Annotated in this window: 35 protein-coding genes; 24 read left to right on the forward strand and 11 right to left on the reverse strand. The window is 28.4% G+C overall.

The window, feature by feature from the left end; genetic code table 11:
* The first annotated feature begins 45 nt into the window (after positions 1-45).
* Positions 46-990 (forward strand): L-lactate dehydrogenase, encoded by a 945-nt coding sequence (locus BN1865_RS16920; RefSeq protein WP_050638424.1) that lies wholly within the window; start codon positions 46-48, stop codon positions 988-990.
* A 33-nt stretch (positions 991-1,023) separates the two neighbouring features.
* Here the strand turns inward: BN1865_RS16920 and BN1865_RS16925 are convergent, their stop codons facing one another.
* Positions 1,024-1,893 carry a PfkB family carbohydrate kinase gene (locus BN1865_RS16925; protein WP_050638425.1) on the reverse strand — a complete coding sequence of 290 codons (870 nt, stop codon included), beginning with the start codon at positions 1,891-1,893 and terminating at the stop codon, positions 1,024-1,026.
* Between the two features lie 53 nt (positions 1,894-1,946).
* Positions 1,947-2,141 carry a hypothetical protein gene (locus BN1865_RS16930; RefSeq protein WP_050638426.1) on the reverse strand — a complete coding sequence of 65 codons (195 nt, stop codon included), beginning with the start codon at positions 2,139-2,141 and terminating at the stop codon, positions 1,947-1,949.
* Positions 2,142-2,247: 106 nt separating this feature from the next.
* Between BN1865_RS16930 and BN1865_RS16935 the strand changes: the two genes are divergently transcribed.
* From BN1865_RS16935 to BN1865_RS16975, 8 genes are all read left to right on the forward strand, one after another.
* On the forward strand, positions 2,248-2,448 hold the full coding sequence (locus BN1865_RS16935) for a helix-turn-helix domain-containing protein (protein WP_050638427.1): 201 nt from the start codon (positions 2,248-2,250) through the stop codon (positions 2,446-2,448).
* 205 nt (positions 2,449-2,653) lie between these two features.
* Positions 2,654-2,977 (forward strand): PadR family transcriptional regulator, encoded by a 324-nt coding sequence (locus tag BN1865_RS16940; protein WP_050638428.1) that lies wholly within the window; start codon positions 2,654-2,656, stop codon positions 2,975-2,977.
* Between the two features lie 2 nt (positions 2,978-2,979).
* Entirely contained in the window at positions 2,980-3,828 is an 849-nt protein-coding gene (locus tag BN1865_RS16945; RefSeq protein WP_050638429.1) for a hypothetical protein, read from the forward strand.
* A gap of 447 nt (positions 3,829-4,275) precedes the next feature.
* A complete protein-coding gene (locus BN1865_RS16955; protein ID WP_050638431.1) occupies positions 4,276-5,154 on the forward strand; it encodes a MurR/RpiR family transcriptional regulator in 879 nt (292 codons plus the stop codon).
* Between the two features lie 131 nt (positions 5,155-5,285).
* Positions 5,286-6,689 (forward strand): family 1 glycosylhydrolase, encoded by a 1,404-nt coding sequence (locus BN1865_RS16960; protein ID WP_050638432.1) that lies wholly within the window; start codon positions 5,286-5,288, stop codon positions 6,687-6,689.
* Between the two features lie 12 nt (positions 6,690-6,701).
* Positions 6,702-7,364 carry a hypothetical protein gene (locus tag BN1865_RS16965; protein ID WP_050638433.1) on the forward strand — a complete coding sequence of 221 codons (663 nt, stop codon included), beginning with the start codon at positions 6,702-6,704 and terminating at the stop codon, positions 7,362-7,364.
* 197 nt (positions 7,365-7,561) lie between these two features.
* Complete coding sequence (locus tag BN1865_RS16970) at positions 7,562-8,377, forward strand: MerR family transcriptional regulator (RefSeq protein WP_082190030.1); 816 nt, start codon at positions 7,562-7,564, stop codon at positions 8,375-8,377.
* Between the two features lie 288 nt (positions 8,378-8,665).
* Positions 8,666-9,397 (forward strand): C39 family peptidase, encoded by a 732-nt coding sequence (locus tag BN1865_RS16975; RefSeq protein WP_050638435.1) that lies wholly within the window; start codon positions 8,666-8,668, stop codon positions 9,395-9,397.
* A gap of 256 nt (positions 9,398-9,653) precedes the next feature.
* Here BN1865_RS16975 and BN1865_RS18860 read toward each other — a convergent pair whose 3' ends face one another.
* Complete coding sequence (locus BN1865_RS18860) at positions 9,654-10,247, reverse strand: hypothetical protein (protein WP_232780433.1); 594 nt, start codon at positions 10,245-10,247, stop codon at positions 9,654-9,656.
* A gap of 214 nt (positions 10,248-10,461) precedes the next feature.
* On the opposite strand from BN1865_RS18860, the gene BN1865_RS16985 reads away from it, so the two are divergent.
* The 3 genes from BN1865_RS16985 to BN1865_RS16995 all read left to right on the forward strand — a co-directional run bounded on the left by BN1865_RS16985 (position 10,462) and on the right by BN1865_RS16995 (position 13,452).
* Positions 10,462-11,280 (forward strand): tellurite resistance TerB family protein, encoded by an 819-nt coding sequence (locus BN1865_RS16985; RefSeq protein WP_050638436.1) that lies wholly within the window; start codon positions 10,462-10,464, stop codon positions 11,278-11,280.
* The gene (locus BN1865_RS16990; RefSeq protein WP_157844149.1) at positions 11,273-12,472 is read left to right on the forward strand and encodes a hypothetical protein; all 1,200 of its coding nucleotides are present in this window, start codon (positions 11,273-11,275) and stop codon (positions 12,470-12,472) included. Before BN1865_RS16985 ends, BN1865_RS16990 begins: the two co-directional genes overlap by 8 nt.
* A gap of 200 nt (positions 12,473-12,672) precedes the next feature.
* Positions 12,673-13,452, forward strand: coding sequence for a hypothetical protein (locus BN1865_RS16995; RefSeq protein WP_198527303.1), 780 nt, complete (start codon positions 12,673-12,675; stop codon positions 13,450-13,452).
* A gap of 138 nt (positions 13,453-13,590) precedes the next feature.
* Here BN1865_RS16995 and BN1865_RS17000 read toward each other — a convergent pair whose 3' ends face one another.
* The 7 genes from BN1865_RS17000 to BN1865_RS17030 form a co-directional block, all read right to left on the reverse strand.
* The gene (locus BN1865_RS17000; protein ID WP_050638439.1) at positions 13,591-13,779 is read right to left on the reverse strand and encodes a DUF6809 family protein; all 189 of its coding nucleotides are present in this window, start codon (positions 13,777-13,779) and stop codon (positions 13,591-13,593) included.
* A 419-nt stretch (positions 13,780-14,198) separates the two neighbouring features.
* Entirely contained in the window at positions 14,199-15,353 is a 1,155-nt protein-coding gene (locus BN1865_RS17005; RefSeq protein ID WP_050638440.1) for a tyrosine-type recombinase/integrase, read from the reverse strand.
* A 153-nt stretch (positions 15,354-15,506) separates the two neighbouring features.
* Positions 15,507-16,160: a putative periplasmic lipoprotein gene (locus BN1865_RS17010; RefSeq protein ID WP_050638441.1), complete on the reverse strand. Its 654-nt coding sequence runs from the start codon at positions 16,158-16,160 to the stop codon at positions 15,507-15,509.
* Between the two features lie 12 nt (positions 16,161-16,172).
* Complete coding sequence (locus BN1865_RS17015) at positions 16,173-16,832, reverse strand: hypothetical protein (protein ID WP_050638442.1); 660 nt, start codon at positions 16,830-16,832, stop codon at positions 16,173-16,175.
* Positions 16,833-16,849: 17 nt separating this feature from the next.
* Positions 16,850-17,143, reverse strand: coding sequence for a hypothetical protein (locus tag BN1865_RS17020; RefSeq protein WP_050638443.1), 294 nt, complete (start codon positions 17,141-17,143; stop codon positions 16,850-16,852).
* A gap of 73 nt (positions 17,144-17,216) precedes the next feature.
* On the reverse strand, positions 17,217-17,636 hold the full coding sequence (locus BN1865_RS17025) for a helix-turn-helix domain-containing protein (protein WP_050638444.1): 420 nt from the start codon (positions 17,634-17,636) through the stop codon (positions 17,217-17,219).
* On the reverse strand, positions 17,623-18,087 hold the full coding sequence (locus BN1865_RS17030) for a helix-turn-helix domain-containing protein (RefSeq protein WP_050638445.1): 465 nt from the start codon (positions 18,085-18,087) through the stop codon (positions 17,623-17,625). The genes BN1865_RS17025 and BN1865_RS17030 overlap by 14 nt, the downstream gene beginning before the upstream one ends.
* Positions 18,088-18,247: 160 nt before the next feature.
* Here BN1865_RS17030 and BN1865_RS17035 point away from each other — a divergent pair, with 160 nt between their 5' ends.
* Complete coding sequence (locus BN1865_RS17035) at positions 18,248-18,523, forward strand: helix-turn-helix domain-containing protein (RefSeq protein ID WP_050638446.1); 276 nt, start codon at positions 18,248-18,250, stop codon at positions 18,521-18,523.
* Positions 18,524-18,821: 298 nt separating this feature from the next.
* Positions 18,822-18,992 carry a hypothetical protein gene (locus tag BN1865_RS18500; RefSeq protein WP_157844151.1) on the forward strand — a complete coding sequence of 57 codons (171 nt, stop codon included), beginning with the start codon at positions 18,822-18,824 and terminating at the stop codon, positions 18,990-18,992.
* A gap of 14 nt (positions 18,993-19,006) precedes the next feature.
* Here the strand turns inward: BN1865_RS18500 and BN1865_RS17040 are convergent, their stop codons facing one another.
* Positions 19,007-19,204 carry a hypothetical protein gene (locus tag BN1865_RS17040; protein ID WP_050638447.1) on the reverse strand — a complete coding sequence of 66 codons (198 nt, stop codon included), beginning with the start codon at positions 19,202-19,204 and terminating at the stop codon, positions 19,007-19,009.
* An 82-nt stretch (positions 19,205-19,286) separates the two neighbouring features.
* On the opposite strand from BN1865_RS17040, the gene BN1865_RS19005 reads away from it, so the two are divergent.
* The 10 genes from BN1865_RS19005 to BN1865_RS17080 all read left to right on the forward strand — a co-directional run bounded on the left by BN1865_RS19005 (position 19,287) and on the right by BN1865_RS17080 (position 24,899).
* Entirely contained in the window at positions 19,287-19,418 is a 132-nt protein-coding gene (locus tag BN1865_RS19005) for a hypothetical protein (protein WP_255351776.1), read from the forward strand.
* A gap of 279 nt (positions 19,419-19,697) precedes the next feature.
* Positions 19,698-19,988, forward strand: a complete 291-nt coding sequence (locus tag BN1865_RS17045; RefSeq protein WP_050638448.1) for a hypothetical protein — start codon at positions 19,698-19,700, stop codon at positions 19,986-19,988.
* 53 nt (positions 19,989-20,041) lie between these two features.
* Positions 20,042-20,767: a phage antirepressor KilAC domain-containing protein gene (locus BN1865_RS17050; RefSeq protein WP_050638449.1), complete on the forward strand. Its 726-nt coding sequence runs from the start codon at positions 20,042-20,044 to the stop codon at positions 20,765-20,767.
* A gap of 1 nt (position 20,768) precedes the next feature.
* On the forward strand, positions 20,769-20,927 hold the full coding sequence (locus tag BN1865_RS18505) for a hypothetical protein (protein ID WP_157844152.1): 159 nt from the start codon (positions 20,769-20,771) through the stop codon (positions 20,925-20,927).
* 378 nt (positions 20,928-21,305) lie between these two features.
* Positions 21,306-22,133 (forward strand): hypothetical protein, encoded by an 828-nt coding sequence (locus tag BN1865_RS17055; RefSeq protein WP_050638450.1) that lies wholly within the window; start codon positions 21,306-21,308, stop codon positions 22,131-22,133.
* The gene (locus BN1865_RS17060; RefSeq protein ID WP_198527304.1) at positions 22,126-22,377 is read left to right on the forward strand and encodes a hypothetical protein; all 252 of its coding nucleotides are present in this window, start codon (positions 22,126-22,128) and stop codon (positions 22,375-22,377) included. The genes BN1865_RS17055 and BN1865_RS17060 overlap by 8 nt, the downstream gene beginning before the upstream one ends.
* A 274-nt stretch (positions 22,378-22,651) precedes the next feature.
* Positions 22,652-23,506: a rolling circle replication-associated protein gene (locus tag BN1865_RS17065; RefSeq protein WP_050638452.1), complete on the forward strand. Its 855-nt coding sequence runs from the start codon at positions 22,652-22,654 to the stop codon at positions 23,504-23,506.
* Between the two features lie 17 nt (positions 23,507-23,523).
* A complete protein-coding gene (locus BN1865_RS17070) occupies positions 23,524-24,396 on the forward strand; it encodes a tyrosine-type recombinase/integrase (RefSeq protein ID WP_050638626.1) in 873 nt (290 codons plus the stop codon).
* Between the two features lie 10 nt (positions 24,397-24,406).
* Positions 24,407-24,607: a hypothetical protein gene (locus BN1865_RS17075; RefSeq protein ID WP_050638453.1), complete on the forward strand. Its 201-nt coding sequence runs from the start codon at positions 24,407-24,409 to the stop codon at positions 24,605-24,607.
* Complete coding sequence (locus BN1865_RS17080) at positions 24,600-24,899, forward strand: DUF3850 domain-containing protein (RefSeq protein WP_050638454.1); 300 nt, start codon at positions 24,600-24,602, stop codon at positions 24,897-24,899. The genes BN1865_RS17075 and BN1865_RS17080 overlap by 8 nt, the downstream gene beginning before the upstream one ends.

Raw genomic sequence — 24,899 nt, forward strand, 5'->3', positions numbered from 1 at the left:
AGTTTGACATATCTTATTATACTGTTAAGAAAAGGAGGGCTTATTATGGTAAATATGCAAAAGGTAGCAGTTATTGGTTGTGGATTTGTTGGAGCCACATCTGCTTTTAGTTTAATACAAACAGGTTTGTTTTCAGAAATGGTTTTGATTGATGCTAATCATGAAAAGGCTATTGGAGAAGCAATGGATTTAAGTCATGGGAGTGCTTATTTAACTCCTATGAAAATATATGCAGGTGGTTATGATGATATTGTTGATGCAGGATTAATTGTCATTACTGCGGGGGCAAATCAAAAACCAAATGAAACAAGATTGGATTTAGTGAAGAAAAATGTGGCGATTTATAAGAGTATTATTCCTGAGATTAAAAATCGTCAATGCGAAGGTATTTTACTGATTGTTTCCAATCCAGTTGATATTCTCACTTATGTAACATTAAAATTATCAGGTTTTCCAGCACATCGTGTGATTGGTTCAGGAACTGTTTTGGATACAGCTAGACTTAAATATGTTTTAGGACGCCATCTACAAGTGGATCCTAGAGATGTACATGCTTATATTGTTGGTGAACATGGGGATAGTGAATTAGTTGTCTGGTCAGGGGCTCAGGTGGCTGGTATCCATATCAATCATTTTTGCGAACTTAGAGGTCATTTTCAACATCAGGAAGCTATGGAAAGGCTAGCTCAAGAAGTGCGTGATAGTGCTTATGAGATTATTGAACGTAAAGGAGCAACTTATTATGGTGTGGCTGTAGCTGTGAAAAGAATCGCAACGGCTATTGTTAAGGATGAACATGCTGTATTACCAATTTCAAGTTTGATGAAAGGTGAATTTGGATTGGAAGATATTTGTTTAAGTATTCCTACAGTTGTAGGGCAAAATGGAGTTGAAAAAGTTGTAGATATTTATTTGGATAATGAAGAAAATAAAAAGCTTCAGGCAAGTGCTCAAGCATTAAAAGAAGTTTTACAAGATTTAGAACTGTAAATAAAAATGCGCATGAATGATTCATGTGCATTTTTATTTGCCTAGAATTGCTCCGCTTTGACTGACAACTTGTGAAGCAATGAGATTCGCTTGAGTCAGGCAATCACGCCATGGCAGCGCAAGTGCGCGGTAAGCCAAAATTGTTCCGATATGGCTATCACCGGCTCCTATAGTATCTATAACTTCTGCTTCAAAGCCACTTATATAAAGTGATTCATTATAATCATAGAAATAACTGCCATTTTCTCCTAATGTGACGATTACAGGCTGTTGGGTCTGCTCAAATAGGCACTGAGCTGCTTTATGTAACTGTGATTGTTGTGTATATGCTAAAATTTCCTGTTGATTGAGGTGAAGAATGGGATGCAATGCAAAAATTCTTTGTAACTTTTCAGGCTGAATATGCATAATACGTGGACCAGGGGCAAAGAATATCTTTAAATGTGGATGTCTTTCTAAAAAATCAATAATATACTGACCTGTTGCTTCTTCGATTTCTAATCCACATATATAGACCTGATCATAAAGTGAAGTATCCAAATTTTCTAACCATTCAGGCTGATAAAAATACTCAGCACCATGTTCACATATAAAAGTTCTTTCACCACTATCATCAACCAAACAATAACAACAACCATTACGTTGATCTGTTTCAATCAGAATAGGAATTTCATTTGCCAAAAAATGCTGTTTCACAAAATCTCCATATATACCTTTTCCAATAGGTGATAATAAATCAAAAGGAATTTCAAAGTATTTTAAAATACTTGCGACATTAAATGCACATCCACCAATCGAGAACTTTTGACTGATAATATTTTCATCTCCCGTTTGAGTGGGAATCTGATGTAAACGAATAATAACATCACAGACACTTGAACCAATGACTAACGTTTTTTTCATCATAACACGTCCTTTGCCTCATTATATCATTTCTCATAAGACAAGAACATATTTTATGATTCATTTTCATAGAGATAATGATTAATTTTAAAATACATTGTCTGAAAATCTCTTTTTAGTATTTCAAGAGGTCCAATGATTTCAGCTTGTTCCATAGATGAACAAGCAATTGACAACATATCAATCATTTCAATAGCTTGTCCTAAGTGGGTTAATGTCTCATCTAATAATTCTTGACTTTTATCCATTTGGGTCACCTCACTTTCTTTTTTATTATAGAATATTGCCGAATATTCGGCAATATTAAATGTTGAAACATCTCTTTATAATAAAATAAAGAGAGGAGATTTCTATATGATTTCTTTTGAACCATTTTTTAAAACTTTAGAAAGAAAAGGAATGAGTCAATATCAATTAATTCACGATTATCATGTCAGTACTGGAACTTTAGATGCAATGAGAAAAAATAAAAGTGTTACACTTAATACCATTGTTGATTTATGTGTTATTTTAGATTGTGAAATTCAAGATATCGTAAAAATTGTAAAATCTTAAAAGCTGTCATCTTATAGATGACTTTTTTAGTATTTAAAATATGAAAGTATTTTCATTGCTATCTTTGACAAATCTTATAAGATTATTCACTTTTCAGTGAAATATTATCATAATCTTATAAAGATTGAAAAAATATAAGCATTTATTCATGTTTATAACTACGTTTTGCATTTAACTACTTATTAATACAAAGTAGGTGAAATCTATGGAAGAAACACAATTGTTGAAGGGAATATTAGAAGGATGTGTATTGACATTAATTTCTGAAAAGGAGACATATGGTTATGAAATAATTGCTTGTTTAAATGAGTATGGATTTACTGATATCCAAGAAGGAACATTATATCTGGTTTTAAATCGTTTGGAGAAAAGAGGCTATATAAGCTGTCGAGTAGGACGTTCACCTTTAGGACCTAAAAGAAAATATTTTTCAATGACTCAAAAAGGTGAGAGGTATTTAATCGAATTTCAAAAAGCATATGATAGGATTACTCATCAGGCTGATATGATTTTAAAAAAGGGAAAATAAATATGGAAAAATATGAAAAACAATTAACTGGAGAATACTTAGAAAAATATGAAGAAATAGAAGCACTTTGTCAGAATTTTTCATTCTTTATGAATGATGATGATTATTATAAAATAGTTATTCTTAATGAAACATTAGATTTATTATTAGAAGCACAGCAACATCATCAACCAGTTAGTTATGTTTTAGGTCATGATTTACAGAAGTTTATTTATTTACGTTATAAAGAATGTTCACAATATAGTTTTTCATATGGAAATATGGGAATTATATTTTTTGGGGTCTTTTGTTTATTTAAATACTTGTTTCCTAATGCATTTGCATATCATCTAATGGAGACAGAATATTATGTATTTTTATTACTTCCTTTGATAACGAAATTTTTTTATTTTCTCAATCAGAACATTTGTTTGAATATGTTTTTTCGACTCAAGAAAAATATAAGGGAATCTATTTCTTATGGAATCTTTGGATTAGAAATGATAGGAATTGTTATCATAATTATTCAAAGTTTATTCAAGATGGAGATTGATGTACTCATTTATAACGTTTTATTTTTTTCTTGTGTGATATTGATTATCTATAGTAAACGACAACATAAAGAAATTAATTTTTTTGAATGGTTCAATAAAACTGCAAAATCACATACAATATATACTCTTTTTGTCATTGAACTTATTATATTTTTGGTTTTATCAGCATGGTTTTCTCATTATCTTTGGCCACTTGTGACAACTGGAACATTCCAATGGTTTATTCCAACACTTGTATGTGTCTTATTAACAACAATTCCTCTTAAAGGTTTAAATAAAAAAGTATTCATTATCACTGTGATGTTGAGGAATTATTAGATCAATATTTGTCACATTGTTTTTTCTTGATTACTAAACGAAAAATGACTAATGATATACCATTGACTTATGAAGATTATTTTGTGAAATTACAAAAGAAACATCATTATTATAAAAAAATATTTTTCTTTCATATCCTTTTGTTACTTATATCATTTATGATGTTTATGACCTCTTTTCAATTCAGTTTATTCTATTTCATTATAATTGGATATTTTGTATTTGGAGTGTTTAATCTTTATAAGTATGATTGTGTTTTTAATAAAATTGATCAAGTTTGTGATATGGCTGAAACTCTTGATTAGATAAATGAAGTATAGAGAATTATTTTGATATGAGTAGTATTTTTTTTGAATATATGGATAAATGACTATATAAACAGATTCGTTTGACATCAATGATTTTAATATTATACAATAAAATAGAGTTATTGAAAGAAGTGAAAATATGTTAATTGAACAAAAATTGGAACAGATTAAATTATCATCATCTCAAAAGAGTATAGCTCAGTTTTTATTAAGAAAAAGATCTCTTATTAAAGATATGACAATTCTAGAATTGGCTCAGGAAACCTATACTTCTACAGCAACGGTGATTCGTCTAGCTAAAAAACTGGGATATCATGGATATGATGATTTAAAAAAAGATTTTTTAAAAGAAATTGAATATATAGATACACATTTTCATCATGTTGATCCTAATTTTCCTTTTCATCAAGGTGATAATATTCAACGTATTGCTCATCAAGTTACATGTGTTGCAACAGAAACACTTGCTGATACATGTTCATTGATTGAACATGATGCTCTACAAAAAGCAGTGTTCATGTTAAAAAATGCTAAGAATATTCATTTATGTGCTATTTCATATTGTCTAATGCTTGGTCAAATTTTTAAAATGGATATGCTAAGAATAGGAACAAATATTAATATATATGATATTAGTGGTGATGAGTTATTTTTGCCTGCAGTTGTTTTACCAGGAGATTGTGTTATTTTTATTTCATATTCTGGTCAAATTGATAAATTGTGCGTACTTGCTGAAACATTAAAAAAGATGGATGCAAAGATTATTGTTATTTCATCGCTTGGACAAAATGAATTAAAACAGTATGCAGATGTTACATTGCATATTTCAACAAGAGAAAAATTATACTCAAAAATCAAAGGTTATTCTAATGAAATGAGTATTTTACTTATTTTAGATATTCTTTACTCTTGTTATTATGCATTAAATTATGATGATAATAATGAAAAAAGAAAGGCTATATCAAAAGTTTCTGAATTAAATAGATTTTCAACATTAGCAGTTATGAAAGAAGAATAGCGTACACACTTGTCGCTTTTCTTTTCTTTTTGTTTGAAAAATCGTCATTTGATTTCTATTTTGTTTTCAGATATTTAAAAAAATATGATTAAGAATATAATAGTGTTTAACAAAAAGGAAGGATGAAAAAGATGAGAGAAGATTTTTTATGGGGTGGTGCTTCTGCTGCTAATCAATACGAAGGTGGTTATCAAGAGGGTGGAAGAGGACTCAGTATTAATGATGTAGAACAAGGTGCAAGTCATGGTCAATCAAGAATTATTCATGATTGTATTGATGAGAAGTGTTATTATCCTAGTCATCAGGCTACTGATTTTTATCATCATTATCAAGAAGATATTGCTTTATTGGCAGAAATGGGATTTCGATGTTATCGTATGTCTATCTGTTGGTCAAGAATATATCCGCATGGTGATGATGAAATTCCTAATGAAGAAGGTCTTCAATTTTATGATCGCGTGTTTGATGAATTATTGAAATATGAAATTGAACCTATTGTTACTTTACATCATTTTGAAATGCCTCTTGCATTAGTTAAAAAATATGGAGGATGGCGTAATAGAAAAATGATAGATTTATCAGTAAGATATGCAAAAACAGTTATGGAGCGTTATCAAAATAAAGTGAAATATTGGATTACTTTTAATGAGATAAATTCATTGTTTATTGCTGAAGTTCCTTGGCATCAGGCGGGGATTATTTATCAGGAAGGTGAAAATAAAACAGATGTCATGTTTCAAGCGGCACATTATCAGCTTGTTGCGAGTGCAAAAACAATTATTGAAGGGAGAAAGATAAATTCTCAATTTCAGTTTGGAAATATGATTTTATATAATTGCTGTTATGCGATGACATGCCATCCATTAGATCAAATGATGTTACATGATAAGTTGCTTCCTATTTACTATTTTTCAGATGTACAAATTAGAGGAAAATATACTAACACCTGTTTTTCTTATCAAAAGCGTATGAATGCTCATTTTGATATCGAAGAGGGAGATTTAGAGATATTAAGAAATGGGGTTATTGATTTTTATAGTTTTAGTTATTATTCGTCTTTAGTTGAAGGAAGAGAGATAGAGCAAAGCGCAGATGGCAATTTATTGGATGGAGGGAAAAATCCATATTTAGAAACAACACAATGGGGTTGGCAAATAGATCCTTTGGGATTAAGAATTTCATTAAACTTAATTTATGATCGATATCAAATACCGCTCTTTGTTTCAGAAAATGGCTTGGGAGCAGTTGATGAATTTAAAAATAATACAGTTTATGATAATTATCGGATTGATTATTTACGACAGCATATTCAGGCATTAATAGCAGCAATAGAGGAAGATTTTATCGATTGTTTTGGATATACAATGTGGAGTCCTATTGATATTATTTCTGCTGGTACAGGAGAAATGAAGAAAAGGTATGGTTTTGTCTATGTGGATTATGATGATTTAGGGCAAGGAAGTGGACAACGCTATAAGAAACAATCGTTTTCATGGTATCAAAAAGTTGTTCAAACAAATGGAAAGGAAATATGAGGTGAAAAAAAGATGTTACACTATTTACCAGGTTGTGATGTGTTTAAGAATCATTCTACTGCAAGTAAGAAAATTCAACAATATATGAAAGATAGTGGTGCAATCATTGATCAGTGTTGCCGAGTTAAAAAACATTTTTTAACAGAAACAGATATCATAGTAACAAATTGTACATTGTGTCAACTTATTTTACAAGAAACACATCCAGAAACAAAACATTTAAGTTTATATGAATTTGTGTTAAAAGATATACATTTTCCATGGATTAATCATCAAGGATCAACCATTATCGTTCAAGATTGTTGGCGAACAAGAAATGATCTCAATTTACAAATAGCAGTTCGTGAATGTTTAAAGAAAATGAATTTTGAAATTATTGAAATGAGTGAAAATTATAACAAGACAAAATATTGTGGAGTATGGCTAAATAATCAACCAGTAAGAGAATGTATAGAACTTGCTCCACATACATTTCACGATATTGTTGAAAATCATTTGCATTTATTATCAGAAGATGAGCAATTAGAACAAATGAAAAAATGGTGTAAACAATACGTTATAGAAGATATTGCGGTTTATTGCAATGGATGTGAAAAAGGAATAAAACTGGGTGGGAAAAAACCTATCCATATGATTGAATTATTAGCTGAAGGGTTAATTGAAAATGATAAATAAGTGTTATGTTTTTATGAATATGAAAGTATAATACAATTATATATTTGTTTTTTCTTTCTTGATATGATGAAAACATTTTTAAGAAAAAACTTGACTCTATACTTAGTATATAGTGTTAAATAAAGATAGAAAGAGAGGATATATATATGACAATTCATGAAGTAGAAGAATTACTTGGATTAACAAAATAAGCTTTAATTTATTATGAAAAAGAAGGCCTGATTCAACCAAGCAGGGATGTCAACAACTATCGGAATTTTACACAGAAAGATATTGATACTTTACAATTGATTCAATTGTTACGTTCTATGGAAATAACAATTGATGAAATCAAACTTATTTTAGCAGGGGATTTATCAATTAGAGATGCTTTAGAAACCAAACAAGAATTTATTAATCATACTCAAATAAAATTAGAACATATTGATGAAAAAATTAAGGAATATATTAAGCGTAAAAAAGTATATGTGACTAATGATGAAAAATCTATTTCGAGTGCATATCCAACTTTATATTTTCATAATGATGAAATGAAATTTTTAAATACTGTTATTCATAAAAATGATATTCAACAGGTTCGTATATCAATGTGCTGTTCAAAGGGTGAAAATGGTATGTATTACGGTATTCATAATCTTTATTTTGTTGATTTAGACATTTATACAGCTAAAGATACGTATTCATTTCAATTGATGAATAATGAAAAAGTTAATGAATTATTTGAATGGTTTATCATATGTGATATGAAACGAGATGATCCAATGAATATTATTCAAATTTATCATGATTATACTGATCCTATCCAACTGAATAATTATATAAATAGGCATTTTAGAGATTGGGCTAAACAATATGATTTAGATAATCCTAGAGAAAGCTATTATGATATTATAAAAAAGAATGACTGCGATGTATTCAATGAAAAGAAACAACACCCTATAACATTGAAAGAACAATGTCAAGAATTACAAACAGAATGGCAGAAATGTATTCGACGATTGTTAAAAAAGTAAAAATTTGAGTTATAAAAAAGAAGTTTACAAAATTATATTTGTGACTTCTTTTTTTTATAAATAATTATTGTATAAATTTTGTTCGTTATAGTGACTTATAAAAATCTTTTTAAGTAGACAATTACGAACTGTATTATTCTCTACATTTTCATATGATTTATATATAAAATCTTACACTTTTTTCCAAATTAAGACAAGTTTTTTATTGTCTACTTAATGGAATAATTCTGATTTTAAAATGATTGAAGAAAGAATATAAAATGATGAGAAGGAATAGGGATTAATACTATGAAAAGATTAAAAAAGATTGGGTGTTTTGTTATATGTCTTGGTTTATTTGGATGTGGAGAAAATTATACGAAAAGTCCAACGGATCAATATATTCAAAATCCAGATGAAGTAGAAAATAGTGAAACTTCTCAAAGAGATATTCCTGCATTAAATATGAAACAGATCACTTTAGATAGTATTCTTCAAAATCCTGAACTACCAACAGGATGTGAAATTACATCTTTAACAATGGTTTTCAATTATTATGGGTTTTCAGTAAATAAACTAGATTTAGCAGATCATTATTTAAATAAAGGTCCAATCGGTGAAACAGATTTTAAAAAAGCATTTGTTGGGAATCCAAGAGATAAACATTCTTATGGCTGTTATGCACCAGTTATAGTAGAATGTGCTAAAAAATATATAAAAGATCAGGAATCCTCTTTACAAGTTATTGATAAAACAGGTTCTTCTATAGAAGATTTATTCAATTTACTCAATCAGGATATTCCTATTATTGTATGGTGCAGTGTTAATATGGAAGAACCTTATAAGTCTGTTCAATGGAACGTTGATGGAAAAAAATTACAATGGTTATCAAAAGAACATTGTCTTGTTTTAACTGGATATGATAGAACAAAAAATATTGTATATGTCAATGATCCATTGAAAGGAAGTATAAGTTATAATGCAGATAGTTTTGAACAACGATATAAACAAATGTTCTCACAAGCTGTTGTGATTCGTTAAATAATACATAGATATTTTCAATTTATTTAATAAAAAGAACCTGGATTACGAAAGGTTCTAAGTTGTTATCCATATTATAGATTAAAACAAATCACAATTATATATAGACTATGTCAATTTTAAGTATAAAAAGTGAAGAGTGCACTGTTCTCTACACAACGTATATATGATATCTTCCAAGATTATTTATTTGATATTTTAACAGATAAAGAAATATCCGTATAGTGATTATTCAAATAGATTTATAAGTTAGAATCTATGATTTAAAATAGCGATTATAAGTTCTAAATAATAAATTATGTCTCTTGTTGCTTGGTTCTTTATACCAATCCCTACAGCATTTTTCAATAGTCATACTAAATAAATTTTTGTTAATCATTAGTTCGTATTTTTCTTGTGTAAATGGATATTCAACAACTGTCCATTTCGCATCACTATTATTGTTTATAACGACATCACCAAAATAAATAGACATCATATCTTCAAATTCATGTTGATCAACTCCTAAAATATCAAAAGAGTTATTTTCATATAAATCAAAATACCATTTTTCTAATACTTTTAAACTTTCAACAGTATAGTCAGGTAAAAAACATGAATAATTTTTACATATAGATTTTAGTTTGTTTGATAAACAAGTTCTATAAGCATAGAAGTATTCTTCTGCTTCTTGCCTGTTCTTAAAACTTTGTAATTTTTCTCCATATTGATATGCAACTTTTAAATTGCTTTTAACTTTTGTATTTGGACTATACTCAATTTTTATAATTGAATACAGTGGTTTTTCTTCAATTTCATTATTATCTGCAGTTGTCAATTTGTTTTTCTTGAATCTATCAATTAGTCCCATATTTATATTTTCACCTTTATTTTATCATTCCTTTTTTATGAACATTATATCATTCTTTTGTATAGATGATATATTTTTTTGAACTCAATGAATGTTATTAAATAATATATAAATTTAATTTGAATTTTAAAGATGCGTTTATGATTTATAAATGATATTTAAAGTCAAACTTGTAAATGTTATAATTAGAATAGATTTTATTGGAGGAGAGAATATGGCTAAAGATTTTGAAAGTATTAAAGAGGATGTTAAAAATGGAATTGGAGAAATTAAAACTCAGACAAGTAAAATTGGATCGAATTTAGTTGATGAAACTAAATTTGTAATTGAAAAATCTACAGATGTACTTTCTAAATCTGTTGAAGGAGATGGAAGTTCACTTTTAGGTAAAAGCCTGTTAGGAGCGGCAATAGGGGTTTGTGCAGTTGCTGCTGCGCCTTTTACAGGAGGAGGTTCAGTTTTGGCTGGTGCAACTTTTGTTGGCTCTTTAGCATCTGCTGGAGCAATTACTGGTGCGACAATTGCAGGCACAATAGGAGCGGTTGGTGGAATGGCTAAACAAGGTTATGATAATATAAAAAAAGAAAATCTAATCAAGGAAGCAAAAGTGCATTCTTTTAAAGATGGTATAAATAAAGGTAAGTCATTAACGGTCCAACAAATCAAGAAATATGCTGATTTTTGTTTGGCGACAACAGCATTGTCGTTTTATATAGCAAGATGTGATGGATCAATTGATGATGAAGAAATGATAGAACTAGAACGTGATTTAAATTTATTAAAGAAAAATAGAGATTTACCAGAGGCTATTAAGAATGAATTGTTAAAAATTTCTAGAGAAGATGATTTGTCTTTTGAAGATGTTAAAAAATATTTGGATGAAGTTAGTATTGAAACTTTAGTTGAACTAAAAAAAGATATTGATGAAATTATTGAGGCAAATGGCGTGATTTCTGTAGAAGAAAAATATGCTAAAAATCAATTTCTATCATATTTATATTATCGAGAAAAGAGTGAGAATATTAATGGTTAAAATATCAAAATTAAATCAACCAAGTCAAAAAGGAATGGAAGAAAGACTTGATAATAACACAGTTTCTTCTGATATGGATATATCTATTTGTTCATATTATCAAAGTATATTGTCTGATGAAGAGGTAGAAAAAGCAATATTAGAATATAGAGATAATATGGATGTGATATCTAAACGATTTGAAGAAAAAACGAAGCTACAAGGATATGATATAAAATTTTTAATGTTTGCAACCATGTTACAATGTACCCGTATTTATTTGATTAATGAATTAACAAGGATAGAAAAAGCCAATATTAAAAATGGAAGAGAAGATTGGCTTCATGATAAACAAAATCAAATTTTAAATAAATTTGGTAATGGGGAAAAGAAAGAAGTTAATAATTACTATGCTTCTCTTGATATGATAATTACTTCTAGAGGTGTGCCTTATGATGCAACGAGATATAAAAATACTAATTATCATATTTTCAAAGGTGCAAACCATAGATTTTCAACTTTGGGGCATGATCCAATAGCAGGATTAATATTTGGAACAGCAAATATTTTAACAAGTACACTAACGACAGAAAAGCTTAAAACATATCATGTTAAATATGATAATAGGTTTAAAAATCCAAGCATTTCATTACCGGCAAGTACAATTAAAATGTTAGAAGCAGCAGCTTCTCGTTTTAATGGTGACATAACATCTATTGTGGCAGCGGTTATAAAACAATTAATACATATAATGACAGATTTATATACTCCATGTGGTATACAGCTACCAGGAGCAAATTTGATTTTGTCAAAAAATAATGTAGAGAAGTTAACTCAATATGTCAGTACTGGTGATATTATAAAAGTAGGAACTTCAACGGGAATATCAATTTTGATAAATACAATTATTGCATCTGTTCATGGATCAAAATTACTTTTTGAAGATGATGATGAAAATTTTTCTGAAGAACTCTATTCTATTAGGACAAAGAAAATAATAATGTATTCTAATGTTATTGCATCATCTAGTAACATTATACATACTGCTTTATCAAAGAATATAAGCAAATTTGACTTAGGAGGATTTCTAGTAACCTGCTATCGAGTATTTAATGACAGTAATTTTATTGATAAGATTAAATATGAATTTTTAAATTCAGAAGTGAGTACTATTTATGAGGAAGAAGTCAAAGGAATAGAGTTATATTATTAAAATTTTTTATCAATTTTACTAGATAAAAAGTTTTGGAAATTACGTCTTTATTACTTTGTTCACGCTGAAAAAGTTCATTATTTCATGATATTCGATATCGAAATAAAAGAAAAAGTCTAGTCAAATATAAAAAGTAAAATTAAAAATGTGTATATCATCAAGTGAAAAAAGAGCGCTATGCTTAATGATTATATATTATTTTGAACACAAAAATTATAGAAACAGTGGTAAAGATTATGGGATTATTTGGATTTGGAAAGAAAAAAAAGGCTATTCAAAAAGAAAATATAAATAATGAAAGTTTTGAAGAAAATTTAATTCGTTATTTAAATGATAATGGTTATAATCATGGAGAAGTTAGATTATTATTGCCTGAAGTTGTTAATGTGTTGAATTTTGAAAGTAAATGGAAATCTATTTTGTCTTTAGAAAAGAGAAATGAAAGAGTTGAAAAAACAATATATTATTGGGAAAAGTATGCAAGTTCTTTTGAAATTATGATTAAAATATTGAAATCAATGTTATTTTCAATTGATACAGTTCTTTATAATGAACAACTTAAAGTTATTTATACATTTCGTGTTAAAGATGGTTTCTTATATTACATAGGAGGTTTACCTATCGAATATCCTCAAGATGCTATTGTGAATCAATTACCTATAGAAATACTAGATTTTTATAGAAACATACATAACGGTTTTGTTCTTTATGGTTTAGGAGATATGGGATTAGAGTCTTATGATAATTTCTATTGTATAGGTGAAGATTTACTTCAAGAAGAATTTATAGATGGTTATTCTGTAAAAGATACATATATGATATTCTCCAATGGAGCAGGAGATGGTATTGTTTATGATGTAAGTCAAACACCAGTAAAAGGTTTCTTATATTTTCATGATGATCATGATGGTTGTGAATTTGATATTAATCTAATTGATACTATGTGTGCATGGATTGAGATTGTTTTAAAAGATATTTAATAAAAAAATAAAGAAGGAGTTAAATTCTTTTATGTTCATGAAAAATATTAATATATGAACCATGTTATCAATTTTTTGATTTCAATTTCAATTTTATATCACATTCAAATGCACCTAGGTATTCTAATTGATGAACTTCTATGTAAGAATCAATCTATACACAATACTTTGTGCATTTTTTATGTTGTTTTCTTCGAGAATTTTTATAGTATCTTTTGTAATCTTGTTGTGGATTTCTAAATTTGTTTGGTATTCTTTGTTCTTAGTATAGTCAATTTCACTTGGTACAAAATTTCCATAATATAAATCTTTTATCATTTTATTCATGATGAATCAGCTCCTTTTTTCATGATACATGATAACGAAATAAAAGAGAAAGTCTAGTTAAAAATAGAGAATAAAAAAATGAGTCATCAAAAATGTGTATCATTATCGATGATTTCATGAAGAATAAAACTCATAGTTAATCATAGAATTGATAAAGATTATAAGAAAAAAGAGCAATAACTCGCTCAATAATTGTATATTATATATAATGAAAAGTGATGTTCACTTTGTATGAAAATAGGCAATAAAAAAAGTCGATGAGTTCGACTAATTTTTTAATGGCAGGGGCGGCAGGAAATTTTGTGTACACTAATAGTGTGATTATATTAAACTATAAGTGTATTTTTATGTATAATTATGTATGTATATGCATATACTTTTTGGAGTTTTTATGGAAAAATACGGACTTTCATACGGACTTATAAACATATTTCATCGTTCATTATATCTATTATAGATTGTTCAAAGTCAGGCATCAAATGGCTATATGTATTTAGCGTTTCTTTAACGTCTTTATGACCTAAGTGCTTGGCCACAATCATAATGTTTGCATTTTTGTTTATTAGATAGCTCGCATGACTATGTCGAAAATCATGAACTTTTATCTTAGGAAGGCTTGCGATTTTGGTATATTTGATTAGATATCTATGTATTGAAGTATCAGGAATAAATCTTACTGTACCAAAAACATAGCAATCATCTGTAAAGCCATCTATTTGACTTTCACGGTTATATAGTTTTTGTAATAGTTCTACTAATATATCAGGAATCATTATATTTCGAATAGACGTTTTTGTTTTGGGTGGAGTGACTTTGTATATAACCCCTCTTTCTCGTTCTTCTTTAGAAGTTTTTGTAGTCAAAGATTTGGATATAGATATTCTTTTATTTATCAAGTCAATATCTTTCCAATTTAACGCTTGGGACTCTCCTTTTCGCATTCCTGTTAAGTATAGCGTTGAAAAATAAGTTTTCCATAGTAATTCATCAACATTTGCGATAAACGCTTTAAATTGCTCATATGTCCAAAAATGAATAGTTTCATTTGATTGTATTTCATCTGGTCTAACAAAAGTGCCAACTAGTGCAGCAGTATTTCTTAATAATCCATAATTTGCCATAGCATATTTAAACATATTGGATAATAAATTATATATTGACCTGCTATATTCAAGAGAAAATTCTTTCTTGTCAATCCATTCTTTCCATTCTACAATATCGTGTGTAGTAATATCATATATTCTTTTTTGTCCGAAAAATGGTAGAATCTCATTTTTTATTCTTCTTTCATTTGTGACAGCGGTTGATCCTTTATAGGTTTGCCTCTTAAATCTAAAATAAGGTACAAACATTTCATTAAATGTAATATTGTTTTTATTATCCTCTTTTGCTTTTGCTTTTTCTTCTAGGTGTAATTTATCTGCTTCAAGTTGTTTTAAGAACTCGTCTTTTAATCTGTTTGTTTCTTTTTTTGATTCAGCTGTTATTTTTTTCTCTCTTCTTTTGTTGGTTTCTGGATCGTGATAATAAAAGCGCTGTTCCCATTTTGTTTTATTTATTTGTTTATATGACATAATAAAAACACATCCTTTCAATTGCATTTGCCTTAGACGTGCTTATGTGCTAAAATTAAGTACGTAAAAGGACTTTAGACAGTTTCTTTGCATTAAGTGTATTACCAGTACACTTTTAACTTCACTGTTACCAGCGGTGGAGTTTTTTTATTTTTAAGACCAAGCTTTTGCGTAAAATTCGTAAGAGTCGTATTTTGGCAAATCATATTCAGATAGTTCAAAGGCAGATTTATCGTTAGACTTTACACTATCAACAAATGTAGTATCGCCGTATACAATTTTATCATCTTTTTTAAGTACTAATGTAATTGCTACTTGGCTACAATCTTTATCGCTTTTATTTTCTACTTCACCAGTGAAACTTTCATTTTCCTTATCAATGTTTTTATTTGAAATAATAAAATCACTTGATTTTATATATTCACGCTCTATGAAATCTTCGTCAGTAGTTTTGATTTTGAATTCAACTTTATCAACTTTTTTCCCTTTGCTTTCAATAACAAATCCATGAGCTATAGTGTCATCAGCATTAATAAATGTTAATGTTTGTTCATCATTAGAAATAATTTTCCCATCTTTATCATATAACGTAACAGTATAAACTGGATAAGAAACGGAAAGTTTCTTATTTGGATTTTTAATAATTATTCCATAATTTAGATAAGATAAGTCATTATCCTGAGAATAACCAGATTCAACAATTTCCAAATCTTTTATTTTGTCATTTGCTTGGGTATTTGATGAATCATCAGTTCCACAACCCCATAATAAACCTAAACATAATATTGCGCTTAATAATTTTTTCATAAATGTTCCTCCTTAAAATTCGTCTCTAGGTATATATACCTTGTTTGTAATTCTTGAAAAACCAACGTATGAAAGAATTGCTTGAACAACGGTAAACATAAACCATGCAGGCATTAAGACACAAGCGATAGTATAAAGAATGGCACCAGTCAAAGCAAATCCTTTTTTGTTCAAGAAAAGACCTAATCCATTAAATAATGTTGCTAAAAGGGTACAAATTATATGAGGAATTGCTATAGTTATTGCTAATTCGATACCTAAACTTTGAAAATCATTTGAACTTGCTCCATAAGTAGATACACAATGATAAATAACATAAATTGAATATAAAACTCCTAAGATAAATGAAATAAGTAAAAATATATTCAATTTTTTCTTTGCTTTTGGCTTTGAGTCACTTTCTAAATCATCATAATAAAGTTCTTTGATTGCTTGAGTTCTTTTGGTATCATCAACTTTTACTTCATCAATGTTTTTATATGTAACTGCTTGTTCTGTAATTGTTTTAACTTTTTCCTCTTTTTGTACTTGATCATCAATGTGTGGATATTGTTTATTTGCCTCTTTTTTTAATTCATTTATTAGTTTTCTTTTTTTCTTTTTAACAGCATAATCTAATCCGTCCATAAATTCTTCAACGGTTAGCATTTCGATATCTTCACTTTTTGCCATAATAATTCCTCCATAATCTAACTTTCAATATCTTTACATAATTGTTCTAAATTCTTTATAATTTTCGTTATTGTATTATAGTGGAGTTCTTTGTTTTCATCTTCGTATATGAAGTTGTTTCTTAATATGTTAATTATATTTCCATATAACTCCATCTGATGTTGAATATATTTTTTATTAACAATAACTAAATATGTGTTGTTTTTATAGTATGCAAAACCTTTCATATTGCTATAAGGCATATTTATAGGTCTATATACTATTTTGTGTTTCTGTAAAAATTCCTCAATACTATCATTACTAAAATACATTAATATCCCTTCAATCTTTTTTATTGTGTCAGCAATTCTTTTGGTCAAAGTACACAACAACTTATTTAAAGGTTTAGTCCAAATTTCTTATTATTTTTAAAATTTGATACACCTCCTCAACAGATAAATCTTTATCCTCATCTAGCAATATCATTAGACTATTCTTTTCGATAATTTCTTTATAGAGTTCTATTAATTCATACTCATTTTTTTCTTCTAAAAATTTAATTACGAGTTCTTCTTTATTCAAGTTTTTTTTATCTCCTATAACATATTTTGCGTTTAGTTTTGCTTTTTCTAAAACATTTATCTTATCGACCTCTAATATATCACATATCTTTTCAAGAACAGTTGATTCTATTCTTTTACCATTTTCATAATCTAATAAAGTATCTTGATCAATGTCAAGTTCGCTAGAGAGATACTGTATAGACATACCTTTACTTATTCTAATCTCTTTTAATATCCTACCAATTTCTTTATTCAGGTTCATCTTTGTCACCGAACGTTTCTTTTTCAAATGCATCAGCAATTCTGATCAAGTTTGCAACATCAACAGGCTTAAGTTTTGTAGCCTTATCCATAAGCAATATTAAACTCTCGTTGTTAATAAGTTCTTTATATAAGTCAACAAGATGTCCGCCTTCATGTTCCATTAGATATTTTATGTTTTCATCATATCCTTCTTTTAATGCATCAGGATTGTTTTCTAAATCTTTGAAGTGTTTTTCTTGTTCCCATCCCATAAGATATGCAGGAGAGACATTTATAATAGGTGCCACTGTCACAATTACATCTAAAGGTATCTTTTTCGTTTTTCCTGTCGCATATCTTTGTAATGCTGATTTTGAAATACCGCTTCTTTTTTCTAATTCGGCATATGAATATCCACTCTTAATAATCGCATTGTATAGTCTTTTAACTACCGCTTCAACTTCGTCCATATTTTCACCTACTTTATAACTGTATTATAATATGTTCATCCCATTTTTGCAATGACAATTATACAAAAAACGTAGATTTATTTAAAAAATGTGTTGACATATCTCTAAAAAGGGATATAATTAAAGTGTCCCTAAAATGGGATTTGGAAAGGAGGACTTCATGGATAAATATGATATTGATTTGGCAGAATTAAGATCAAGAATTGTTAAACTTGGAAAAACACAAAAAGATTTAGCAAAGAAAAAAGGTTGTACATTAAATACAATTAATCGATTACTTCATGGAAAAATCAAAATGACTATTGAAGATGCTTTATTTTTTTGTAATGAACTTCATATTTATAACGAAAAGGAAAAATGTAAAATTTTTTTGCCAGATTCAACCCTAAAATGGGATAAAGAAAATGATAAGCAACATAAAAAAAGAAAGGAGTAGATATAGATTATACCTTCGTTGCATAACTAAATCTTCATTTTAATCAGTAAAAAGTTTGTTTTCTCTAAGTAATGTATCTTAAAAAAGAAAAGACATGCTTATTGCATGCCTAATGCTTTGAAAATCAAATATATCAATATCTCAAATACAAGAGTTTCTATAAAAGCTGGACACTTTTTATTAATCAATTTGATTAATTTATGATTCTTATATCTTTGAATATTGTAAGGTGCATTACTTGGAGAAAACAAACAAAGAAATTATGAATTATTCAAAACAAATTAGAAAGGAGTGGATTATGAAAAATGAGAAATATGAACTTATTGTACGTAAACATAATGGTAAAATCATTTTAAATGCTGAGTTTGATGATGTATGTATAGCAGTCATTCATTCTTGGGAAACAGATAGTGGCTGGAGAAAATCAGAATTGTGCTATAGCAGTCTAACAGAAGAAAAGAAAAAATAAGATGCTGGAACATCTTATTCATCAGAGTTTTTAAAACAATGTGGACAGCGAGTAGGTTTTGAAAGATGTTTGCTCCATAATCCTTGCTCATCAACATTATCTAAATGGTCAACAAGGACACAGTAGGATTTTGATTTATCTGTTATGCCACATTCAATTTGTAAATTTTCTTTAATATGAACAACATTATTTATTTTGTCATATAAATACATTTCTTACACCTCCTTTCACGCTAATTATAGCATAAATGAGGTAGAGAAATATTCAAAACAGATTAAAGAGAGAGAGAAGAATATGAGCTTGTTAAAAGAAATTTTGTTTTGGTGGTTACTAATTGATGCTATTTTAGTAATTATTTCTAAACAGTGGAGAAAAGAAAGGATTTCTTATTTAAAGAGATTAGATAAAAAAAGAGCATCCACATAGGATACTCATAGGAATTGCTGACCACATATATTATACCAAATTTTACCACATTATTATTTGTTAATATTTGGAAATATTGATGTAGTTAATAAATCAATTATAAAGTTTGTTTTCTCTAAGTAGTATATCTCAAAAAAGGTATGCATTAAAGCATACCTAGCAAATATAGAAATAAAGTTGAAAGAATACTTGCAAGTGTAGAAATTGTTAGGTCTCTAATAAACTTGCTTATTCCCTTTGAAAACTTTATTTGAAGTGATTAAAAAGGAGGTGATAAATATGCGTAAGCAATTTTCTAATCTTGAATTATTAGAAGTCATAAAGAAACAGTGGGCTGATACAAAAGATATTCAGATTTTGAGCGGGTGTACAAGATCAAATGCAAGTATTATTATGGATAAACTTCGAGAAGAAATTGAAGAAGCGGGCAAAAAGATACCAGGATATCGAGTAGTGTCTATGAAAAGACTTATTAAGCATCTGAACATTGATGAAAATCGCATTGTCAAATATGCAAAGATTGAATTTGAAATGCGAAAAGCCGACTTGGCAGAGTCGACTTTAAAATGATTAAAACATAAATTTAACCACTTCTATTATAAGTGGTAGGGGGATGAAAGTAAATGAAAGATTTATTAAAAGTAAATTATGATAATGATCGCATCACATTATCAGCAAGAGAATTACATGAATTTTTAGAAATAGGAACTCATTTTAAAGATTGGTTTCCTAGAATGTGTGAGTATGGTTTTGAGGAGGAAAAAGACTTTCGCTCAATTTTGAGCAAAAGTACAGGTGGCAGACCATCAACAGATTATGAAATCACATTAGATATGGCCAAAGAAATTGCTATGATCCAACGTAATGAAAAAGGTAAACAAGCTAGGCATTATTTCATTGAAATTGAAAAGCAATGGAACAGTCCTGAATATATTATGAATAGAGCATTGGAATATTCAAGAAAACAAGTTGAACGGTTAATGCTTGCCAACAAAGTTAAGGACCAACAGATTTCAGAATTAAAACCAAAGGCTGATTATTGTGATGTCATTTTGAAAAGTAAATCATTAGTTAATATTGGACAAATCGCTAAAGATTATGGCATGTCAGCTCAGGAACTAAATAGAAGATTATATTTCTTAGGAGTGCAGTATAAACAGGGCGGACAATGGCTTTTGTATAGTAAGTATCAAGATAAGGGATACACATCAAGTGAAACGATAGATATCCCTAAAAATAATGGTACTACAATTGTTAAGATGAATACAAAATGGACACAAAAAGGAAGATTGTTCTTGTATGAGTTGTTAAAAAGAGAAGATATATTGCCAATGATTGAGAGGAATTAATATGAAAGAAAAAATAAGTTTTGAATTAATGATTTTATTTGCAGTTATCTTATTTTCATCAAATTTTATAGAGCGTTCAAATGAAACTCAAATGATTATTGGATTATTGCTATTAGGTTCATTTATAAGTTTTGAGAGGTATTCATGTGAAAGAGATTAAATACCCTAGGTTGTTGTTTAATGAACAATATAAACCAAATGATGCAGAACTGAGAATACGCATTGTATGTTATTGGATAATAGCAATTACAACATTCTTATTAATTCTATATTTAAAAATGAAAGAGGTGTGTTAAATGGAAAAAACATTAGAAAGTATCTTTATTAAGCAATATGAAGATATGCAAAAGGGAGTTGTGTTGGAGAAATGAATGTAGAACTATTTATTCGTAATCTATTTAAGTTACTGGACATTCAAAACAACACAGAAACAAAAGTTACAATTAAAAAAGTCACTGTTGGAAGCAGTGACTCAAAAAATGATTAACACTATAAATTAATCAACTACATTATAGTTGATAGAAAGAGAGAAATCAACATGAAAAAATATACTATAAAAGATTTTATAAACAAAGATTTAGTCTTTGTTGGAAATTATATTGAAGCGAAGAATATGGCTAAAGCATTAAAAGAAGAGGGAATAGACACAACGGTAATTGATAGGATAGTACGTGCCAATGATACAAAATTTGTATTATTTGTACGTAAGAATATCTTAGTTCTAGCATTTGATATTAATCTGATAATAATAACTGAATGTGATTCAAATGCTGAGGTTATACATTACGATGATCTTGTAGTACAAGATCATGTATCAAAAAACGAAATACATGTAAGTGAATTTGTAAAAGGAAATGTAGCAATTAAATTTAATAGAGACAATGCAATTAAGACTTTAAAAACATTGTTTGCAAATGGATTTCATTTTTACAGCACAGCAGACAATGAAATTCTTGAAGATATGGCATCTCATATTGACTATGTAACTAATGAAGAAAGAACGTGCATTATGGATGTGTTCTTTCTCCCAGTAGCAAAAAATATAATCGATAACTCTTGTGTCGTTTATGATAAGTATAGTAAATCTTTAAAATACGATTTAGATAAGGAAGTTGAGAGCAAAGGACAGGAATTAATAAATATTGATTCTATTGATTTTGGACCATATTTGCCCAAGCAAAAATTTAACATTAAAGAAACTGTTTATGTTAAAGATGACAGATGCTCATACATAGGTTTGATAGTGTCCATTGATGATATAAACAACGAGTATGAGGTCGCTTATTATATAAATGGACATCACGAAACGAGCTGGGTAGAAGAAAAATACATATTTAAAATTGATGGTCATGGAAATTATGAATGAAATAATTGACACAATCATTGGATCATTGGTCACAATAATCGTCTTTCTTTGTATATGCTATTATGCGGAATATACAAATGTGAAAAGAAATGAGAAAAATAGACTAACAAAAAAATTATATAGAGTTGATTTGATTATTGATAGTTTAATCGAAAAGCAATCAGATAGAGCAAAGAAAGTAGTTGTCGCAGCATCATGGATCATTATAGCAATTATTATTGGAGTAATGATTATCTATGGATAGAAAAGATATATTTTATTATGCATTATCTATATTCTTTGGAATGTCATGGGCGATTGTTAACTCTATTACATATGTACATTAAAAAAGCATAAGAAAAAACCACTCATGGATGCTGGTAACATCGAGTGGTTTCATCTTCATCTAACATAGTTATTATAACAAAAAATACCGAATAAATCAATGTTTTTTGTGAATAAAATGAAGATGTTTTGAGCAGTGTAGCGTCCTTGTTATAGATATTAACAAGTGAACGAAAGCCAGATAGAGAATTAGAATGAAGAATGTCTTTAATTATGATTATGATGAAATAATATCTGATCCAATAAGTATAGGAATAGATAATGAAATAGAAAGATTGTTAAAGAATAGAGATATTGATTATGTCTATGCAACAAAGACAATTAAAAGTAGTGAACAGTTTGAGATTGAAATATATCCAGAATTTAGTAGGAGTACAGCGGATAGACTAAACATTAAGAAGAAAAGCAAGAAAGCTCAAAGAAATCTAAACGACAAGAATTCAAGAAAGCAGCTTGAAAGATTGATTAACTGTAATTTCAAGGAAGATGATTTATGGGTGACATTTACATATTCAAATAAGTATCTGCCTAAAAATGTAGATGAAGCAAACAAGAATATGAAGAACTACATAAGACGTATAAATTATCGGAGAAAGAAGATAGGGCTTGATAATGCTAAATATATTTTCATTACTGAATATGATGAGGATAAGAAAAAAAGAATTCACCATCATCTCATAATAGAAAATGGATTGAGTATGAATGAAATTGAAGAAAACTGGCATTTTGGTAAGAGGAACAATGTCAGAAAAATTGATCCAGATGATGAAGACGGATTGACCGGACTTGCTAAGTATCTTGCCAAGGACCCAAAGGGCAAGAAAAGATGGTATTCAAGCAAGAATCTAAAAAAGCCAAAGATAAGAAAAAGTTATACTGTTTTTCCTTATAGCAAGATTAGAAAAATGATCGCTAATGATTTAAGTGTTGCTGAACTCATGCAAAGACAATACAAAAATAGAAAGTACATTGAACACGAAATTATGTATAACAAGGTTAATCATATGTTCTATATTCACGTTCGAATGGTCGAAAGAAAGGATGAGTGATTGTGAAGAAATCAAGGATGATTGAATTAAGAGATGAGTTTCTTCTTAATGAAAAGTTTGACGAAAAGTCACTCAAGACACAGGAACATTATGAGCATGTCATAAATATGTTTATGAATTATATCAAGTCTGATGAAGTCTCAAAGATTGAAATCATGAAATTCAAGGAGTATCTGATTGATAATTTCAAGCCATCAACAATCAATAACTACATAATTATTGTTAATAAATTTATTAAGTATTGTGAAATTGTTGAAAAGCATGGAGAGTTCAAACTTGAAAAACTGAAAAAGTGGGAATCAAACAATACTTTAAAACTTGTAAGAGTACAGAATAAACAATCTTTAGCAGATGTTCTTGAACCAGAGGATTTAAAAAGGATGCTAAGAATGGCAAAATCTAAAAAAGTAAAAAGAATGGATATGTATCTGATTATGAAGATATTTGCATATACAGGAATACGTGCACATGAATTAAGTGCTTTTACTGTAGAGAATATTCAGAAGAATTTTATTAATGTTAGAAATAAAGGGAAGATACGAACGATCATTTTGCGTAATGACCTAAAGAAAGAACTTAATAAATATTGCAGTGAAAAGAAGATTGAAAGTGGATATATATTTTATGGCAAAAATAAGGATAAGATGATTGATCCATCAACTATCTATAAGAATCTAAAAAAGATTGCTGGTAAGTGTAGAGGAATCAAGATTGAAAAGGTCCATCCACACAGCTTTAGACATCTGTTTGCTATTAAGTTCTTGGAAGATGGCGGAGATATCACTGAACTTGCTGATATTCTTGGACATTCAAGCGTAGATACAACACGCATCTACACAAGAACAACCGATAAGATGAAAAAGAAACGTCTTGAAAAAATGAAATATTAGGAGGGATATCATGCCTAAATTAGCATTGTATGGTCTGTACGATACAAATGAAAAAGAGAGATGTATTGGTATCTTTACAATTTATGAACTCATGGATTATACAAACCTAGAAAGAGGATCGATTTATATAATGGCATCAAGACAAAACTTGTTTAAAAACAGATATAAAATTGTAGTTTTTGATGAAACGGAGATGATGAAAAATGATTAAGAATGTGCCAGTATTTGACTGTTTATTTAAGCAAATCCAAAAAGGAAGAAATAATATAAATATTTATGTATATTGTCATTCAGATAGAAAGTTTGAGAAGGGTGATATATTGAGACTTGAAGAACAGTATCCAACACCATCTGGAGAGGAAAAGAGTGGGTATTTTATGCATGTAGAAGTTAGTCGTGTAACAAAAGTTGAAGAGGATAGTAATGGTAACAAGATATACATGATGATCATAAAACCAAGACTAGATAAAAGTGTTAAATTACATACGTTGAAAGGTGCATGA

It is taken from the genome of Candidatus Stoquefichus sp. SB1 (assembly GCF_001244545.1).
Classification (GTDB): Bacteria; Bacillota_I; Bacilli_A; order Erysipelotrichales; family Coprobacillaceae; genus Stoquefichus.

Coding starts and splice junctions, on each gene's coding strand:
- BN1865_RS19005 (WP_255351776.1), top strand. CDS start 19,287: ATGAGCTTGTTAAAAGAAATTTTGTTTTGGTGGTTACTAATTGATGCT.
- BN1865_RS16930 (WP_050638426.1), bottom strand. CDS start 2,141: ATGGATAAAAGTCAAGAATTATTAGATGAGACATTAACCCACTTAGGA.
- BN1865_RS17015 (WP_050638442.1), bottom strand. CDS start 16,832: ATGGCAAAAAGTGAAGATATCGAAATGCTAACCGTTGAAGAATTTATG.
- BN1865_RS17070 (WP_050638626.1), top strand. CDS start 23,524: ATGATTGAATTAAGAGATGAGTTTCTTCTTAATGAAAAGTTTGACGAA.
- BN1865_RS18505 (WP_157844152.1), top strand. CDS start 20,769: ATGAAAGAAAAAATAAGTTTTGAATTAATGATTTTATTTGCAGTTATC.
- BN1865_RS17045 (WP_050638448.1), top strand. CDS start 19,698: ATGCGTAAGCAATTTTCTAATCTTGAATTATTAGAAGTCATAAAGAAA.
- BN1865_RS17005 (WP_050638440.1), bottom strand. CDS start 15,353: ATGTCATATAAACAAATAAATAAAACAAAATGGGAACAGCGCTTTTAT.
- BN1865_RS16960 (WP_050638432.1), top strand. CDS start 5,286: ATGAGAGAAGATTTTTTATGGGGTGGTGCTTCTGCTGCTAATCAATAC.
- BN1865_RS17060 (WP_198527304.1), top strand. CDS start 22,126: ATGAATGAAATAATTGACACAATCATTGGATCATTGGTCACAATAATC.
- BN1865_RS17050 (WP_050638449.1), top strand. CDS start 20,042: ATGAAAGATTTATTAAAAGTAAATTATGATAATGATCGCATCACATTA.
- BN1865_RS16945 (WP_050638429.1), top strand. CDS start 2,980: ATGGAAAAATATGAAAAACAATTAACTGGAGAATACTTAGAAAAATAT.
- BN1865_RS17035 (WP_050638446.1), top strand. CDS start 18,248: ATGGATAAATATGATATTGATTTGGCAGAATTAAGATCAAGAATTGTT.
- BN1865_RS17055 (WP_050638450.1), top strand. CDS start 21,306: ATGAAAAAATATACTATAAAAGATTTTATAAACAAAGATTTAGTCTTT.
- BN1865_RS16940 (WP_050638428.1), top strand. CDS start 2,654: ATGGAAGAAACACAATTGTTGAAGGGAATATTAGAAGGATGTGTATTG.
- BN1865_RS17000 (WP_050638439.1), bottom strand. CDS start 13,779: ATGAATAAAATGATAAAAGATTTATATTATGGAAATTTTGTACCAAGT.
- BN1865_RS17075 (WP_050638453.1), top strand. CDS start 24,407: ATGCCTAAATTAGCATTGTATGGTCTGTACGATACAAATGAAAAAGAG.
- BN1865_RS16975 (WP_050638435.1), top strand. CDS start 8,666: ATGAAAAGATTAAAAAAGATTGGGTGTTTTGTTATATGTCTTGGTTTA.
- BN1865_RS16935 (WP_050638427.1), top strand. CDS start 2,248: ATGATTTCTTTTGAACCATTTTTTAAAACTTTAGAAAGAAAAGGAATG.
- BN1865_RS16985 (WP_050638436.1), top strand. CDS start 10,462: ATGGCTAAAGATTTTGAAAGTATTAAAGAGGATGTTAAAAATGGAATT.
- BN1865_RS18500 (WP_157844151.1), top strand. CDS start 18,822: ATGAAAAATGAGAAATATGAACTTATTGTACGTAAACATAATGGTAAA.
- BN1865_RS16965 (WP_050638433.1), top strand. CDS start 6,702: ATGTTACACTATTTACCAGGTTGTGATGTGTTTAAGAATCATTCTACT.
- BN1865_RS17065 (WP_050638452.1), top strand. CDS start 22,652: ATGAAGAATGTCTTTAATTATGATTATGATGAAATAATATCTGATCCA.
- BN1865_RS16955 (WP_050638431.1), top strand. CDS start 4,276: ATGTTAATTGAACAAAAATTGGAACAGATTAAATTATCATCATCTCAA.
- BN1865_RS17020 (WP_050638443.1), bottom strand. CDS start 17,143: ATGTATTTTAGTAATGATAGTATTGAGGAATTTTTACAGAAACACAAA.
- BN1865_RS16925 (WP_050638425.1), bottom strand. CDS start 1,893: ATGAAAAAAACGTTAGTCATTGGTTCAAGTGTCTGTGATGTTATTATT.
- BN1865_RS16920 (WP_050638424.1), top strand. CDS start 46: ATGGTAAATATGCAAAAGGTAGCAGTTATTGGTTGTGGATTTGTTGGA.
- BN1865_RS17080 (WP_050638454.1), top strand. CDS start 24,600: ATGATTAAGAATGTGCCAGTATTTGACTGTTTATTTAAGCAAATCCAA.
- BN1865_RS17010 (WP_050638441.1), bottom strand. CDS start 16,160: ATGAAAAAATTATTAAGCGCAATATTATGTTTAGGTTTATTATGGGGT.
- BN1865_RS17040 (WP_050638447.1), bottom strand. CDS start 19,204: ATGTATTTATATGACAAAATAAATAATGTTGTTCATATTAAAGAAAAT.
- BN1865_RS17030 (WP_050638445.1), bottom strand. CDS start 18,087: ATGGACGAAGTTGAAGCGGTAGTTAAAAGACTATACAATGCGATTATT.
- BN1865_RS18860 (WP_232780433.1), bottom strand. CDS start 10,247: ATGGGACTAATTGATAGATTCAAGAAAAACAAATTGACAACTGCAGAT.
- BN1865_RS16990 (WP_157844149.1), top strand. CDS start 11,273: ATGGTTAAAATATCAAAATTAAATCAACCAAGTCAAAAAGGAATGGAA.
- BN1865_RS17025 (WP_050638444.1), bottom strand. CDS start 17,636: ATGAACCTGAATAAAGAAATTGGTAGGATATTAAAAGAGATTAGAATA.